Genomic DNA, 13,334 nt, shown 5'->3' on the forward strand with positions numbered 1-13,334 from the left:
CAAGCGATCAAAGCGGCAAAAGTTTAGACTTCGCATCTGGCCGCAAACATGTACGACGCGCTCGACGGCCCGCAGCAGATCGAGAAATCGGCCTCGCCGATTTGCCTGCCTGAAGCGCGTTCGCCGATGTGCTAAAACCTGCGTGGTCGCTCAACGAACTACTGCTCAAACTGCGGCGCGGCATGGGGCCAACCCGCACTAACTACACTGACTATTGAAACGGGACGATGATGACGATGTCAGAAAATCCAACGATCGCCCTGGTTGGGCCGGGAGCAATCGGCACGACCGTAGCGGCGGCGCTTCATGAAGTCGGACGCACGCCGGCCATTTTCGGCCGCTCGGCGCACGAACAGCTGGAACTGCGCTTCGACGGCGGCCGCATCGCGGTGCCGGGACCTGTGCGCACCAATCCGGCCGAAGTCGACAACACGTTCGACCTGGTTTTTGTCGCGGTGAAGTCAACGCAAATCGACGCAACAGCGCCGTGGCTCTCCGCGTTGTGCAACAAGAACACCGTGGTCTGCGTGCTGCAAAACGGCGTCGAACAGAAAGCGCTTGTCGCGCCGCATGTGCCCGGCAGCCCAGTCTTACCCTCGGTGGTTTGGTTTCCTGCTCAACGCGAACCGGACGCCTCTGTCTGGCTACGCGGCAAAGCTCGCATTACGTTGCCGGACACGCCGGAAACCAGCCTTGTCCTTGCGGCATTGAGTGGCACACGGTGTTCGGTCGACGTAGCAGCCGATTTCACATCCGTCGCGTGGCGCAAGCTTTTGCAAAATGCTGTCGCAGGTTTAATGGTTCTGGCGGGCCGCCGTGCCGGCATGTACTCACGAGCCGATATCGCCGGCCTGGCTCTCGCCTACTTGCAGGAATGTCTCGAGGTTGCCCGTGCGGAAGGCGCGACACTCGGCGACGAAGTCCCGCAAGAAATCGTCGATGCATTTCGTGGTTATCCGGCCGACCTGGGCACTTCGATCCTCGCCGACCGGGAGGCTGGCCGCCCGCTCGAATGGGACAGCCGCAACGGCGTCGTGCAGCGACGTGCCCGGTCTCACGGTATCGCCACACCGATCAGCGATCTGGTCGTGCCGCTCCTCGCGGCCGCGAGCGACGGACCGGGCTAATACTTCCACGAAGGATGTGACGGCGCGACGCGCCCACTCTCGGACTCATCCGCCAAACAGGTTGTGCCGGATCTGCTTCAAATGTCCGGTCAGCAATTCGCACGCGAGGTCGGCGTCGCGGTCGCGCAGCGCATCGACGATCGCGCGATGCTGCGCCTCATACTCGGCGCGCCGCTCGGCCGTCAGCGACTTGCGTTTGAGCCGGCCCCACTCGCCCTGCTCGCGCACTTCGTTGGTCAGTTCGAGCACGCGCAGAAAAAAGCTGTTGTGCGTGGCCAGCGCGAATGTCTTATGCAATTCGCCGTCCCACTTCTCGAACTCTTCGATGCTCTGCGCGGCTTCGGAACGCTCGATGCATTCGACCATCCGCGCGAAATCGGCCGCGGTCGCATAACGCACGATCAAGCCGGGCATCAGCGGTTCGATCAGCAAACGCGCTTCCATCAGCTCGGCGGGACTGGTCTGCACGACCTCTTGTGAGCTATGCATGACCTGCGCGTTCTGCGCTTCCACACGCACCGCCGCTGCGGCGACGTCCTTCTGCGGCAGCACGAAAGTGCCGCTTCCCACCACCTGCGTGATGAACCCGCGCCCCTTCAGATCGGCCAGCACGCGCCGCACCGCCCCGCGTGACGCGCCGAATTCCTCGCTCAATTCGCGCTCGGCGGGAAGCTTGACGCCCTCTCGCAAACGCCCGGTGCGGATGGCCTCTTCCAGATAGCTCGCAAGCGCACGCGCGCCCTCCGCTCTCACAGAAATCTTGCCGGTCTCAACGTCGCCCATGACTTTCTTCCTTGCCGGTGAAGCCTCTTGCATAGAACCAATTGGTACTTACTTTTGGTTAACCCTGGTTGGTTGTGGTCGCATTTGGTCCTACAGTGACACAAATTCTCACCAACTGGACCTAGATTAAAGGCTCGACATGAAATTGGCAAATTTGCTGGTAAACGGCGCGAAAACCGTTGCTGTGGTAGATCCAGAACGGCAACAGTATTGGCCCGTAGCGGAATTGAGCGACGGCTTTCGCGGCGATATGATCCAATTGGTACATGACTATTCGTCGATCAGGAGCGCGCTGGTGCCGAAGCACGACGGCCGACCCTTGAGCGGCGTCACGGTTCTGGCGCCGATCGACCAGCCGCGTCGCAACATCTTCTGCGTGGGCAAGAACTATCACGACCATGCGGAAGAGTTCAGCAAATCCGGCTTCGACAAAAGCGCCCAGGCCGGCGAACACATTCCCGAAGCACCGGTCGTCTTCACCAAACCCGCGACGACGGTGATCGGCCCAGGCGACAAGATTCCGCGTCACGCCGCAGTCACGCAGCAACTCGACTACGAGGTTGAGATCGGCGTGGTGATCGGCAAAGCGGGCCGCGGTATTCGCAAGCAGGATGCACTCGCGCACGTGTTCGGCTACACGCTGATCAACGACATGACCGCGCGCGATCTGCAAAAGCTGCATCGCCAATGGTTCCTCGGCAAATCGCTCGACGGCTTTTGCCCGATGGGCCCGTATCTCGTCACCGCCGACGAACTCGACGCCAACGACATCGACGTGCGCTGCTGGGTCAACGGCGAGCTGCGTCAATCGTCGAACTCGCGGCATCTGATTTTCGACATCCCCACGCTGATCGAAACCATTTCGGCCGGCATCGAACTGCAACCGGGCGACGTGATTGCAACCGGCACGCCGGCGGGCGTCGGCATCGGTTTCAATCCGCCGCGCTTCCTGCAATCCGGCGACGTCGTGCGGATGGAAATTCCGCGCGTCGGCGTCCTTGAAAACGAGGTGGCATAAATGGCAACAACTCTGGTCCAGGGTCTTTACATCGAAACGCAAGGCGACGGCGCGCCCGTCGTGTGCATTCACGGTCTCGGCGGCTCGTCGAATAACTGGACGCCGGTGCTCGGCGCATTCGAAGGCAAGCGGGTAATTCGCATCGACCTTCCTGGCAGCGCGCGCTCGGAACTGCCGGCGCAGAAGCTGTCGATCGACGGCTACGTGGACGTGATCGCCGCCGCGCTGCGCGAGATGAAGATCGAACAGGCGGACGTGGTCGCGCATTCAATGGGCACCATCGTCGCGCAGCATCTTGCGATCAGACATCCGCAACTGGTGAAAAGCCTCGCGCTGTTCGGGCCGCTGCTCGCGCCGCCCGATGCCGGCCGCGAGGGCATGCGTCAGCGCGCGGCGCTCGCACGCGACAAGGGCGTCGCGGGCTTGCAGGAAATCGCCGATGCGATCGTCAAAGGCGCGACGAGCGACGAGACCAAGGCTCAGCGCCCCGTCACCCTCGCGCTGGTGCGCGAGAGCGTGATGCGCCAGTCGCCGGAAGGCTACGCGCAAAGCTGCGAAGCGTTGGCTGGCGCACAGGCCGCGCCGGTCGAACAGATCAAGGTGCCCACATTGCTCGTCACCGGCGATCAGGACGGCGTGGGCAAGCCCGAAGCCGTGCAGGCGATGGGCGAGCGCATCGCGGGCGCGAAGGTAGTCGTGCTGAGCGGCTGCGGACACTGGACGACGTTCGAAAAGCCCGCGGAATCGCAGGCTCAATTGCAGGCGTTCTACAGCGCCGCCCGCTGATAAAGAAGTGACCGACAAGGCCCAAGCGGGTGATACGTCTTTAGCGAAACATAACCCTTAGGGCGAGATGCGCGCCAGTCGCAGTCCGCCCGCCTGGAGGAGACACATGAGCTCGATCGTATTCACGAACGTAACGGTTTTCGATGGCAGCGGCGCGCAACCCTTCAAAGGCGAAGTGCTCGTCGAAGGTCAACGCATCGCCAAGGTAGGACGCGAAGGCGAGCCGGTCAGCGCGCCGCACGCGCAACGCATCGACGGCAAGGGCGCGTTCCTGATGCCCGGCATGACGGAGGCGCACACGCATTTCTCATGGAACGATCAGCCTTCGTTGTCGGCGATTCAGTTCATGCCGCCGGAAGAACACATGCTGTGGTGCGTGCGCGTCGCCAAACGCTATCTGGAGATGGGCTGGACTTCGGCGCTCGGCGCGGCGGCCGCGAAGCCGCGGCTCGATGTCGTGCTACGCAACGCGGTCAACGCAGGCGAATTCCCCGGCCCGCGTTATCTGGCCGGCAGCCAGGAGATCACGATACTCGGCGGCCTCGCCGACAACACCCTGCCGCACATGCCGTTCAAGGAACTGAACTTCGGCGCGGTGGTAAGCGGTCCCGAAGAGATGCGCGCCACCACGCGCATGTTCGTCAAGTACGGGGTCGATCATCTGAAGATCAATCTGTCCGGCGAGTACATTGCCGGGATTTCGGCGGAATCGTCGCCATTCTCGGAAGAAGAAATCGCCATGCTCGCCGCCGAGGCCAAACGCGCAGGCAAGCGCGTCGCCGCGCATGCGCGTTCGAGCGAGTCGGTCAAGCAATGCGTGCGTCACGGACTGGAACTGATCTTCCACGCAAGCTTCGCGGACGAAGAAGCGCTCGACATGCTCGAAGCGAACAAGGACAAGCACTTCGTCGCGCCGGGAATCGGCTGGCTGATCAGCACGCTGTATCACGCGGAACCGTGGGGCATCAGCGAAGCGGCCGCCACGCAAATGGGCTATAAACGCGAGCTCGAAACCGCGGCGATCACGCTGCAGAAGATGCACAAGCGCGGCATCCGCATCCTGCCCGGCGGCGACTACGGCTTCGCATGGATGCCGCACGGCACGAATGCGCGGGACCTCGAATACTTCGTGAAGTACATCGGCATGACGCCGATGGAAGTGCTGTTGGCGGCCACCCGATATGGCGGTGAACTGATGATGCGGCCGCATGAACTCGGCCAGATTCGCGAGGGATATCTGGCTGACATCCTGCTCGTCAATGGCGATCCGCTGAAGGACCTGGCCGTGCTGCAGGACCCGCAAAAAATCACGCTCGTGATGAAGGACGGCGAGATCTTCAAGACCTCGCACGACGTCGTACCGCCGCGCGGCGAACTGCATGCGGGCGCGCCGTTGCCGGCCGATGCCGGCGTCGCGCAGACGACTCACGCGCCGGTTCACTGAGCGGCGCGGACTTCGGCGCGGCGGCGGGCCCATCAAAACAGCAACCCCTGTTCACGGGACGGGAGACAGCATGAAATCGCTTGCTCTGCTCGCCGCTTGCGCGGCGAGCTTCGTGTGCGCGTCGGCCTGGGCCGCCGCGCCGGATATCGGTTTATCGAACGGTTATTTCGGAACCGAATGGCGCAACCAGATGGTCGACGGCGCGAAGGAACAGTTTCAGACCTACAAGTCCAAGGGTCTCGCGGGCAATCTCGTGATCCAGCAATCGGGGACGAATACGGGCCAGCAGATCCAGGACATGCGCAACATGATCCGCCAGAAAACCGGCGCGATCATGGTCGACGCGAATTCGGCCACCGCGCTAAACGGCGTGATTTCCGAAGCGCAGCGTAGCAAGATTCCTGTTGTTTCGTTCGATCAGGCCGTGTCGAACAAATACGCGGTGAACGTCACCGTCGATCACTACAAGTGGGGGCAGCGCTACGCCGAGTGGATCGTGCAGCAATTGAACGGCAAGGGTAACGTCGTGGTCCTCGACGGCATTCCCGGTCATCCGGCAGCCGAAGCGCGCAAGAAAGCGGCGCTCGACACCTTCGCGAAGTATCCCGGCATCAAGGTCGTGTGGTCCGGTTATGGCGAATGGGACGAAGCGAAGGCGCAGGCGGTGATGGCAACGGTGATCGCCGCGCAACCGAAAATCGACGCGGTCTTTACCGAAGACGCGATGGCGCTCGGCGTGCTGCGTGCGTTCGAGAACGCGAACCGGCGCGTCGCGGTGATGACCGGCGAAGCGCAGAAAGGCTTCCTCCAGGAATGGAAGAAGCAGCGCGACGCGGGCAATCCGATGAAGGTGTTCGTGCAGGTGAATCCGCCCGACATCAGCCGGACCGCGCTCGGCATCGCAGTGCGGCTCGCGCAGGGCCACAAGCTCAAGCCGCTGCCGGACAACACCTACTACTTCCCGATCACGAAGACGGTCACCGCCGACACGCTCGACGCCACGCTTGCGTCGATGAACGGCAAGCCCGATAGCTATTTTCTGGGGCAATGGCTGAGCGAGCCGGAGCTCGACGCGCTCTTCACGCCCTGACGGAACGCGCATGCCTTTACTGACTGCCACAGGAATCACGCGGCGCTATGGCGGCGTGGTCGCGCTCGATAACGTCAGCATCGAAGTGAATGCCGGTGAAGTGCTCGGTTTGCTCGGCGCGAACGGCTCCGGCAAGTCGACGCTGTCGAGCATTCTTGCCGGCGACAATCGGCCCGACGCGGGCACGCTTTCGCTCGACTCGCATCGTCTGCCGCCCGGCGAGCCGCGTGCGGCTCGCGCGGCGGGCATTGCGATCGCGCATCAGCATCCGGGGCTCGCACCCGATCTGCCGGTCTGGGAGAACGTGTTTCTCGGCGCGGAAATGTGCCGGCGTGGGCGCTTTCTCAATCGCACGGCGGCAAGGCGGCGCGCGGCGCAGTTGCTCTCGAGCCTGCGTGCCGGCTGGAACCTGGACCTTCCCGCGGGGCAACTCTCTGTCGCGGATCAGCAGCTCGTTGAAATAGCCAAGGCGCTGGCGCTCGAACCGCGCGTGCTGATCTTCGACGAACCGACGGCTGCGCTCGCCGCCGCCGAAGTCGAGAGCCTGATGCGCGTGATCCGCGCACTGGCCGCGCGCGGCACAGCGATCGTGTTCATCTCGCATCGAATGGCGGAAATTCAGGCGCTGTGCGATCGCGTGATGGTGTTGTGCAACGGAAGGCATGCCGGCGAAATTCCGGTGCAAGGCAAGCTCGACGAAGCGCGCGTGCTTGCGTGGATGGGCGGCGCCGCTGACGTGGATATGCACGGTGAAAGTGCGGCCGCTCGCCGGCATTCGCAACACAGTCCGCGCATGAGTGCCGTGATTACAGCTAGCGCGCCCAACGACATCAGCCCTATCGCGTTGAGCGCGCGTGGCCTGCGCGCCGGCGCCCGCCTGCGCGGCGTGGAGTTCGAATTGCGGCAAGGCGAAATACTCGGCGTGGCCGGACTGCAAGGACACGGCCAGGAAGAATTGCTCGATGCGCTCGCCGGATATCGCAAGCTCGATGATGGCGAGATAACGCTCGACGGTGCACCGATCGCTGTCCGCTCGCCGCGTGAGATGATCGACGCGGGCGTGTGTCTGGTGCCGAACGATCGGCATCGGCAGGGACTGTGGCTCGATCATTCGGTCGAGTTCAATCTCGCGCAAGTGGCGGCCAATTTTCAGCGCGAGCCGTGGCGTTTGCGAAGTGCTTCCATTCGCCAGTTGGTCGATTTTGCCGTGAAGCGTCTGCGGATCAAGACGTCCGACGCGCGACAACCGGTGCGTGCGCTGTCGGGCGGCAATCAGCAAAAGGTCGTGATAGGCCGCTGGCTCGATCGCCGAATCAAGGTGCTGCTGCTGAGCGATCCGACCAAGGGCGTCGATGTGATCGCGCGCAAGGAGATCTACGAAGCGATCGGCGCGCTGACCGAAGCGGGCGCGGCCGCGATCGTCTACGCATCCGACACCGATGAACTGCTCGCCGTTTGCGACCGCCTGATCGTGATGTACGAAGGCCGCGTGGTCGCGCAACTCGAAGGACCCGACATGAACGAAGCCCGCGTCACGAGCGCGCTGTTCGGCAGGAGCGCCGCATGAAAGCCGGCCTGACCGAACGACTTCAGCCTGCGCGCGAGCAGCCCGTCCACGGTTTGCGTCAATGCATTCACGCGATCACGTCACGCAACAGCAGTGCGTTGCCGGGCGTCGCGATGCTGCTGATCGTGCTGGCCTGCAATGCGTTTCTTCAGCCCGATTTCTTCAGCGCCGATTCGCTGTCGAGCAACCTGCAAAACGCGGCGCCCGTGATTCTCGTCTGCATGGCGCAGGCGGTGATCGTGCTGCTCGGCGAGCTGGATCTTTCAGTGGGGTCCGGGATCTCGCTGATCAATTGCGTGCTCGCCGCGGTGCCGTCGCTCACCGGCTGGGGCACGGCGGCGACCTGCGTCGCGGCGCTTGTCATCGCGGTTGCGGCGGGTGTCTGCAACGGCTTGCTGGTCGGCTACCTGCGGCAAAGCGCGCTGATCGCGACGTTCGCCACCGGCGCGATCTGGTTCGGCGGCGCCCTGCTGCTGATGCCGCAGCCCGGCGGCGCAGTGCCGGAAATACTCGGCGAGTGGTTTGCGATGCGCGTCGGCGTGTTTCCGCTTGCGGCCATTCCGGTGCTCGCGGCGTGCGCGTTGTGGGCGCTGCTGCAACGTCATCGCTTCGGACGCCGATTGATCGCGACCGGCAGTTCGGCGGATGCGGTGTTCAAGTCCGGCGTCGATACGCGGCTTGTCAAGCTGCTCGGCTATGTGCTCGCGTGGCTGTTCGTGTTCGGCGCGGCGCTTTGCATCTCCGCGCAAACCTCGTCGGGCGATGCGCGCCTCGGCTTGCCGTACACGTTGAATTCGGTGGCAGCGGTCGTGATCGGCGGGATTTCGCTCGCGGGCGGACGCGGCTCGATGCTCGGCGCGATCTGCGGCGCGCTGGTGCTCGTGCTGATCGGCAACGTCGTCTACTTCGCGGGCATTCCGAGCAACTATCAGGAAGTGTTCAAGGGCGCGGTGATTCTGCTCGCGCTCGGTTGCACTTTCATCGGCGCGAGGAAACCGGCATGAGCGCGACGCTGACTTCCCGGCGCATGTTGCTGCTGGTGCTCGTCGTTCTCGTGATGGTCGGCGGACAGTGGGCGGTGCCCGGCTTTACGAACGCGGACCAGTTGGGCAACCAGTTGAAGATTGCCACTTTCCTCGGCCTCTTCGGCATCTCGCAGACGCTCGCGATGATGGCCGGCGGCCAGGGGCTCGACCTCTCGGTCGGCGCGGTCGCGACGTTGGGCGGGATCATCGGCGCGGCGGTGATCAATGTGGGGCCAGCGGGTTTGCCCGTTGGCTTGCCGCTCGCGTTTTTTGCGGCGGCGTTGTGCGGCGCGGTGGTCGGTGTGATCAACGGTTGCGGGATCACGGTGTTCAAAGTGCCGCCGCTGGTGATGACGCTCGCAATGGCGAGTCTGGTCGACGGCGGTTTCATCGTGTGGTCGTCGCTCATGCATGTGAATACCGCGGCCAGTGCGACGCTCGTTGCGCTCGCCGGACGTAGCGTGGCAGGCGTACCGACCGTCGCCGTGTTGTGGCTCGTCGCCGGCACTGCGGTCTGGTGGTTTCTGGATCGCTCCGCATGGGGACGCCGCCTGATGGCGACCGGCGCGAATCCCACCGCCGCCCTGCTCACCGGCACTCGCGTGCGAGCGGTGCGCATCGCGGCTTATACGGCGAGCGCGATGATTGCCGCGCTGACCGGCGTGCTGCTGGTGGGCTACGTCGGCCAGGCGTTTCTCGGACTCGGCAGCGGCTATGTGCTGACGAGTGTCGTGGTGGCGGTGATCGGCGGCGTCTCGCTGGGCGGCGGACGCGGCGATTACATCGCGGTGGCGATTGCCGCGCTGTTCATCACCGCGCTGACCAGTTTGCTGACCGCGCTGCAGATCGGCGAGGCCGGACGTCAGTGCATCTTCGGCGCAACGCTGATCGTGTTTCTGACGATGAACGGCTGGTCGGTCGGACGTCGGGCGATGGCGGCTTGATGCGGGCATCGTCCTGCGGGCGATGCAGCGGTTTTCTACGGCCAATACCACATCCATCACCGCGGCGTTTGGAGAAACCGGCGCACACATTTAAGGCACGTAGGGTCGCTCACAACCATTCACCGAACCAGGCCGCGCCGCAGCCGAAACCAGGACTAAAAAGCGCGCGAAAAAAAACCCGCCGGGTGGAGTGGCCGGCGAGCCCTTAGATCCAAACCTCGGTGACAAGTCCGGAGAGTTCGGAAGGATAACGAACTAGGGTGACTGGATCAACCGCTTGGTCCTGCCACTACGCTCCCCTTGTTATGAAACGGTCAACGAGACAGCGCGCGCTATCCTGTCGACGACGCTTGCCGCCCCCGACGCTGCGGAAAGCCCGCGTCACGCGATCGGGCCTTGCCCCTTGGGCGCAACGCTCAATCCCTTCGACTCATGCCTTCGCGAACTGCAGACCGCCGAAATTCTGGATCGTCGGAATCTCGACCTTCGTGTACGTGTCGATCTGCGTGACCGGTGCGACGACGATAGCAGGGCTGGCGAAGCCGCCGCCATAGGCAGCATTGAAGTTGCCGAAGTTGAAGTTGCTGCCGCCGCGTACAGCGCACAGGGCCTTGGCGGAGAGGTGTTCGGTATGGGCGATGTCTTTGATGGTGAGCGAGGTCATGGTAGGTCTCCTGGAGCTGTTTCTCTGTTTCGGTTTGGAAGTACGGTCGGCGTGCCGTCAGGGAGAGCGCTGCTCTCCCTGACGCTTAACTCACGCCTTGGCGAACTGGAAGCCGCCGAAGTTCTGGATCGTCGGGATCTCGACCTTCGTGTACGTGTCGGTCTGCGTGACCGGTGCCACGACGACGCCCGGGCTGGCGAAGCCGCCGCCATAAGCAGCATTGAGGTTGCCGGCGTTGTAGTTGCTGCCGCCGCGTACAGCGGACAGAGCCTTGGCGGACAGGTCTTCGGTGCGGGCGATGTCTTTGATGGTCAGTGAGGTCATGGTAAGTCTCCTGGAGCTGTTTCTTTGTTTCGGGTTGGAAGTACGTTTGGCGAGCTAGGGGGAGAGCGCCGCTCTCCCCGGCGCTTAACTCACGCCTTCGCGAACTGGAAGCCGCCGAAATTCTGGATCGTCGGGATCTCGACCTTCGTGTACGTGTCGGTCTGCGTGACCGGTGCCGCGACGACGCCCGGGCTGGCGAAGCCGCCGCCATAAGCAGCGTTGAGGTTGCCGAGGTTGTAGTTGCTGCCGCCGCGTACAGCGGACAGAGCCTTGGCGGACAGGTCTTCGGTGTGGGCGATGTCTTTGATGGTGAGCGAGGTCATGGTAAGTCTCCTGAGATGTTTCTCTGTTTCGGGTTTGGAAGTACGGTTCGGCAAGCAAAGGGAGAGCGCCGCTCTCCCCGGCGCTTAACTCACGCCTTGGCGAACTGCAGGCCGCCGAAGTTCATGATCGTCGGGATCTCGACCTTCGTGTACGTGTCGGTCTGCGTGACCGGTGCCACGACGACGCCGGGGCTGGCGAAGCCGCCGCCATAAGCAGCATTGAGGTTGCCCAGGTTGTAGTTGCTGCCGCCGCGTACAGCGGACAGAGCTTTGGCGGACAGGTCTTCGGTATGGGCGATGTCTTTGATGGTCAGTGAGGTCATGGTAAGTCTCCTGAGATGTCTCTGTTTCGGGTTTGGAAGGTACAGTCGGCGTGCCGCCGGGGAGAGCGCCGCTCTCCCCGGCGCTTAACTCACGCCTTGGCGAACTGCAGGCCGCCGAAGTTCATGATCGTCGGGATCTCGACCTTCGTGTGCGTGTCGGTCTGCGTGACCGGTGCGACGACGACGCCCGGGCTGGCGAAGCCGCCGCCATAAGCGGCATTGACGTTGCCGACGTTGTAGTTGCTGCCGCCGCGTACAGCGGACAGAGCCTTGGCGGACAGGTCTTCGGAATGGGCGATGTCTTTGATGATCAGCGAGGTCATGGTAAATCTCCTGTGAGGGTCTTCAGTCTGGAAGGAAGAGCACTATTCGTTGCGCTCACAGGGGTATTTGCACAGGGTATGCCAGGCTTAATCGCGCAAGGCGGATATAGGCATCCAAGCCGCTGAAAACAAAGGGGAATTAAAAATTTACCAGCAGGCTTTTCAAGCGCTTTCGGTATGCGACGGGGAGAAAGGTGTCGTGCCGTAGCAAACAGGTTTTTGAGGACTGTCTGCGTTGCGAAAACAGCGGCGGGGTTTTGGTAATTCGCGACGCACCCGGTGGTGTGCGCATATCGTTCGTGCGACGTGACACGGCGCGCTTGCCGTCTTGCTTATTCCTTGCTCTCAGGAAACATACATCCGCCATTGCGGATCAGCGCCTTCACATCTTCGCTCACCTGCATGGGGTTTCGATTTAATCGGGCAACGAACTCCTTGCAGCGCCGCACGTACGACTTCGAATCGTGCTTCGCGCTCCAAACGACTATGTTAAGCACGACGGGAATGAGGTCCAGGCCCTTCTCGGTCAGCGTGTAAAAGTCCTTCCGCCTGTCGTCGGCACTGGGTGCCCTCGAGAGAATTCCTTGCTCCTCAAGAAACGCAAGGCGCGAAGCAAGGACATTGGTCGCGATTCCCTCCTCCGATCTCAGGAACTCGCCATACGTCTTCTTGCCGGCAAAGACGATGTCGCGAATGATCAGGAGCGACCACCGGTCGCCGAAAACCTCCACGCCGTAGTTCACTGCGCAATGGGACCGAATGTCTTCTTTAGATGTCGTCTTCATGGATGTCGTCTTCATCGCTCGATATTAACATCGCTTGCATAACGCAAGTAATTTGCGCCGTTTACTTGTTTTTTGCAAGCAATGTGTTTAGCATGGTTGTTCGGGAGTACGAGCAGCACCCAACAAACCAGGAGGCTGCATATGAGCACTATCAGCATCATCGGCACAGGCGGCATGGCCGCAGCGATCGGCGGCCTCGCCGCGAAGGCGGGCCACACCGTCGAGGTGACGAGTCGCGACGCCGTCAAGGTGCGGACGCTCGCCGCGCAGATCGGAGCCGGCGCGACGACAGGCGCGTTCGGCGCCGCCCCGGCCGGGGACATTGTCATCCTGGCGGTTCCCTACTCCGCCGTTCTCGACGTGGTGAAGCAGTACGGCGAAGGGCTGGCAGGCAAGGTTCTTGTCGACATCACGAATCCGGTCGCCTCCGATCACACGAGCTTCGTGACCCCTGGAGACAGTTTCGGCGCGAAGGAGATCACTAAGGCCGCCCCTGCCGATGCGAAAGTCGTCAAGGCGTTCAACACCCAGTTCTCCCACGTCCTCGCGGCCGGTCCCGTCCCGGGCCACGCATTGGATGTGTTCATCGCCGGAGACGACGCGCACGCGAAGGCACGCGTCTCGGCGTTCATCGAGAGCCTCGGACTGCGTCCAATGGATACCGGGCCATTGCCAATGGCTAGGTCACTGGAGCACGCGTGCCTGCTGTCGCTGGGCCTCCTCGCCCACTCGGTCAAGCACACGAACTTCTCAATCGGCGTCAGCCTTCCCGGCTGAGTGCACCGGTATCACCGCTTCCCGCATCACA

Annotated in this window: 16 protein-coding genes; 9 read left to right on the forward strand and 7 right to left on the reverse strand. The window is 62.7% G+C overall.

All coding sequences use genetic code 11. The features are described from left to right. Positions 1 to 230: 230 nt before the first annotated feature. Positions 231 to 1,127, forward strand: a complete 897-nt coding sequence (locus ABIE53_RS30595) for an oxidoreductase (protein ID WP_006050389.1) — start codon at positions 231 to 233, stop codon at positions 1,125 to 1,127. A 45-nt stretch (positions 1,128 to 1,172) separates the two neighbouring features. Here ABIE53_RS30595 and ABIE53_RS30600 read toward each other — a convergent pair whose 3' ends face one another. Next, positions 1,173 to 1,910, reverse strand: a complete 738-nt coding sequence (locus ABIE53_RS30600) for a FadR/GntR family transcriptional regulator (RefSeq protein ID WP_006050390.1) — start codon at positions 1,908 to 1,910, stop codon at positions 1,173 to 1,175. A 139-nt stretch (positions 1,911 to 2,049) separates the two neighbouring features. On the opposite strand from ABIE53_RS30600, the gene ABIE53_RS30605 reads away from it, so the two are divergent. From ABIE53_RS30605 to ABIE53_RS30635, 7 genes are all read left to right on the forward strand, one after another. Next, positions 2,050 to 2,928: a fumarylacetoacetate hydrolase family protein gene (locus tag ABIE53_RS30605; RefSeq protein WP_006050391.1), complete on the forward strand. Its 879-nt coding sequence runs from the start codon at positions 2,050 to 2,052 to the stop codon at positions 2,926 to 2,928. Then, a complete protein-coding gene (locus tag ABIE53_RS30610; RefSeq protein WP_006050392.1) occupies positions 2,929 to 3,714 on the forward strand; it encodes an alpha/beta fold hydrolase in 786 nt (261 codons plus the stop codon). It abuts the gene before it with no gap. Positions 3,715 to 3,820: 106 nt separating this feature from the next. Beyond that, complete coding sequence (locus ABIE53_RS30615; RefSeq protein ID WP_006050393.1) at positions 3,821 to 5,158, forward strand: metal-dependent hydrolase family protein; 1,338 nt, start codon at positions 3,821 to 3,823, stop codon at positions 5,156 to 5,158. A gap of 70 nt (positions 5,159 to 5,228) precedes the next feature. Then, positions 5,229 to 6,248 (forward strand): ABC transporter substrate-binding protein, encoded by a 1,020-nt coding sequence (locus tag ABIE53_RS30620; RefSeq protein ID WP_006050394.1) that lies wholly within the window; start codon positions 5,229 to 5,231, stop codon positions 6,246 to 6,248. Positions 6,249 to 6,258: 10 nt separating this feature from the next. Further along, positions 6,259 to 7,815, forward strand: coding sequence for a sugar ABC transporter ATP-binding protein (locus tag ABIE53_RS30625; protein ID WP_192700232.1), 1,557 nt, complete (start codon positions 6,259 to 6,261; stop codon positions 7,813 to 7,815). After that, on the forward strand, positions 7,812 to 8,819 hold the full coding sequence (locus tag ABIE53_RS30630; protein WP_029968922.1) for an ABC transporter permease: 1,008 nt from the start codon (positions 7,812 to 7,814) through the stop codon (positions 8,817 to 8,819). The genes ABIE53_RS30625 and ABIE53_RS30630 overlap by 4 nt, the downstream gene beginning before the upstream one ends. After that, positions 8,816 to 9,784: an ABC transporter permease gene (locus ABIE53_RS30635; protein ID WP_192700233.1), complete on the forward strand. Its 969-nt coding sequence runs from the start codon at positions 8,816 to 8,818 to the stop codon at positions 9,782 to 9,784. Before ABIE53_RS30630 ends, ABIE53_RS30635 begins: the two co-directional genes overlap by 4 nt. 430 nt (positions 9,785 to 10,214) lie before the next feature. Here ABIE53_RS30635 and ABIE53_RS30640 read toward each other — a convergent pair whose 3' ends face one another. From ABIE53_RS30640 to ABIE53_RS30665, 6 genes are all read right to left on the reverse strand, one after another. Next, complete coding sequence (locus tag ABIE53_RS30640; RefSeq protein WP_006050399.1) at positions 10,215 to 10,448, reverse strand: hypothetical protein; 234 nt, start codon at positions 10,446 to 10,448, stop codon at positions 10,215 to 10,217. A gap of 90 nt (positions 10,449 to 10,538) precedes the next feature. Then, the gene (locus ABIE53_RS30645) at positions 10,539 to 10,772 is read right to left on the reverse strand and encodes a hypothetical protein (RefSeq protein ID WP_006050400.1); all 234 of its coding nucleotides are present in this window, start codon (positions 10,770 to 10,772) and stop codon (positions 10,539 to 10,541) included. Between the two features lie 89 nt (positions 10,773 to 10,861). Beyond that, complete coding sequence (locus tag ABIE53_RS30650; protein ID WP_006050401.1) at positions 10,862 to 11,095, reverse strand: hypothetical protein; 234 nt, start codon at positions 11,093 to 11,095, stop codon at positions 10,862 to 10,864. Positions 11,096 to 11,184: 89 nt separating this feature from the next. Continuing rightward, positions 11,185 to 11,418, reverse strand: coding sequence for a hypothetical protein (locus tag ABIE53_RS30655; protein WP_175130894.1), 234 nt, complete (start codon positions 11,416 to 11,418; stop codon positions 11,185 to 11,187). 89 nt (positions 11,419 to 11,507) lie between these two features. Next, entirely contained in the window at positions 11,508 to 11,741 is a 234-nt protein-coding gene (locus tag ABIE53_RS30660; protein ID WP_175130895.1) for a hypothetical protein, read from the reverse strand. Between the two features lie 332 nt (positions 11,742 to 12,073). Continuing rightward, positions 12,074 to 12,526, reverse strand: coding sequence for a winged helix-turn-helix transcriptional regulator (locus tag ABIE53_RS30665; RefSeq protein ID WP_006050403.1), 453 nt, complete (start codon positions 12,524 to 12,526; stop codon positions 12,074 to 12,076). Positions 12,527 to 12,667: 141 nt separating this feature from the next. Here ABIE53_RS30665 and ABIE53_RS30670 point away from each other — a divergent pair, with 141 nt between their 5' ends. After that, a complete protein-coding gene (locus ABIE53_RS30670; protein WP_006050404.1) occupies positions 12,668 to 13,303 on the forward strand; it encodes an NADPH-dependent F420 reductase in 636 nt (211 codons plus the stop codon). Positions 13,304 to 13,334 lie beyond the last annotated feature (31 nt).

Origin of the sequence: Paraburkholderia sp. OAS925, from assembly GCF_040543975.1 — a bacterium.
GTDB classification, from domain to species: Bacteria; Pseudomonadota; Gammaproteobacteria; order Burkholderiales; family Burkholderiaceae; genus Paraburkholderia; species Paraburkholderia graminis.

Excerpts from the sequence above, each read along its gene's own strand:
- ABIE53_RS30595 (WP_006050389.1), top strand. The coding sequence starts at position 231 with ATGACGATGTCAGAAAATCCAACGATCGCCCTGGTTGGGCCGGGAGCA.
- ABIE53_RS30600 (WP_006050390.1), bottom strand. The coding sequence starts at position 1,910 with ATGGGCGACGTTGAGACCGGCAAGATTTCTGTGAGAGCGGAGGGCGCG.
- ABIE53_RS30605 (WP_006050391.1), top strand. The coding sequence starts at position 2,050 with ATGAAATTGGCAAATTTGCTGGTAAACGGCGCGAAAACCGTTGCTGTG.
- ABIE53_RS30610 (WP_006050392.1), top strand. The coding sequence starts at position 2,929 with ATGGCAACAACTCTGGTCCAGGGTCTTTACATCGAAACGCAAGGCGAC.
- ABIE53_RS30615 (WP_006050393.1), top strand. The coding sequence starts at position 3,821 with ATGAGCTCGATCGTATTCACGAACGTAACGGTTTTCGATGGCAGCGGC.
- ABIE53_RS30620 (WP_006050394.1), top strand. The coding sequence starts at position 5,229 with ATGAAATCGCTTGCTCTGCTCGCCGCTTGCGCGGCGAGCTTCGTGTGC.
- ABIE53_RS30625 (WP_192700232.1), top strand. The coding sequence starts at position 6,259 with ATGCCTTTACTGACTGCCACAGGAATCACGCGGCGCTATGGCGGCGTG.
- ABIE53_RS30630 (WP_029968922.1), top strand. The coding sequence starts at position 7,812 with ATGAAAGCCGGCCTGACCGAACGACTTCAGCCTGCGCGCGAGCAGCCC.
- ABIE53_RS30635 (WP_192700233.1), top strand. The coding sequence starts at position 8,816 with ATGAGCGCGACGCTGACTTCCCGGCGCATGTTGCTGCTGGTGCTCGTC.
- ABIE53_RS30640 (WP_006050399.1), bottom strand. The coding sequence starts at position 10,448 with ATGACCTCGCTCACCATCAAAGACATCGCCCATACCGAACACCTCTCC.
- ABIE53_RS30645 (WP_006050400.1), bottom strand. The coding sequence starts at position 10,772 with ATGACCTCACTGACCATCAAAGACATCGCCCGCACCGAAGACCTGTCC.
- ABIE53_RS30650 (WP_006050401.1), bottom strand. The coding sequence starts at position 11,095 with ATGACCTCGCTCACCATCAAAGACATCGCCCACACCGAAGACCTGTCC.
- ABIE53_RS30655 (WP_175130894.1), bottom strand. The coding sequence starts at position 11,418 with ATGACCTCACTGACCATCAAAGACATCGCCCATACCGAAGACCTGTCC.
- ABIE53_RS30660 (WP_175130895.1), bottom strand. The coding sequence starts at position 11,741 with ATGACCTCGCTGATCATCAAAGACATCGCCCATTCCGAAGACCTGTCC.
- ABIE53_RS30665 (WP_006050403.1), bottom strand. The coding sequence starts at position 12,526 with ATGAAGACGACATCTAAAGAAGACATTCGGTCCCATTGCGCAGTGAAC.
- ABIE53_RS30670 (WP_006050404.1), top strand. The coding sequence starts at position 12,668 with ATGAGCACTATCAGCATCATCGGCACAGGCGGCATGGCCGCAGCGATC.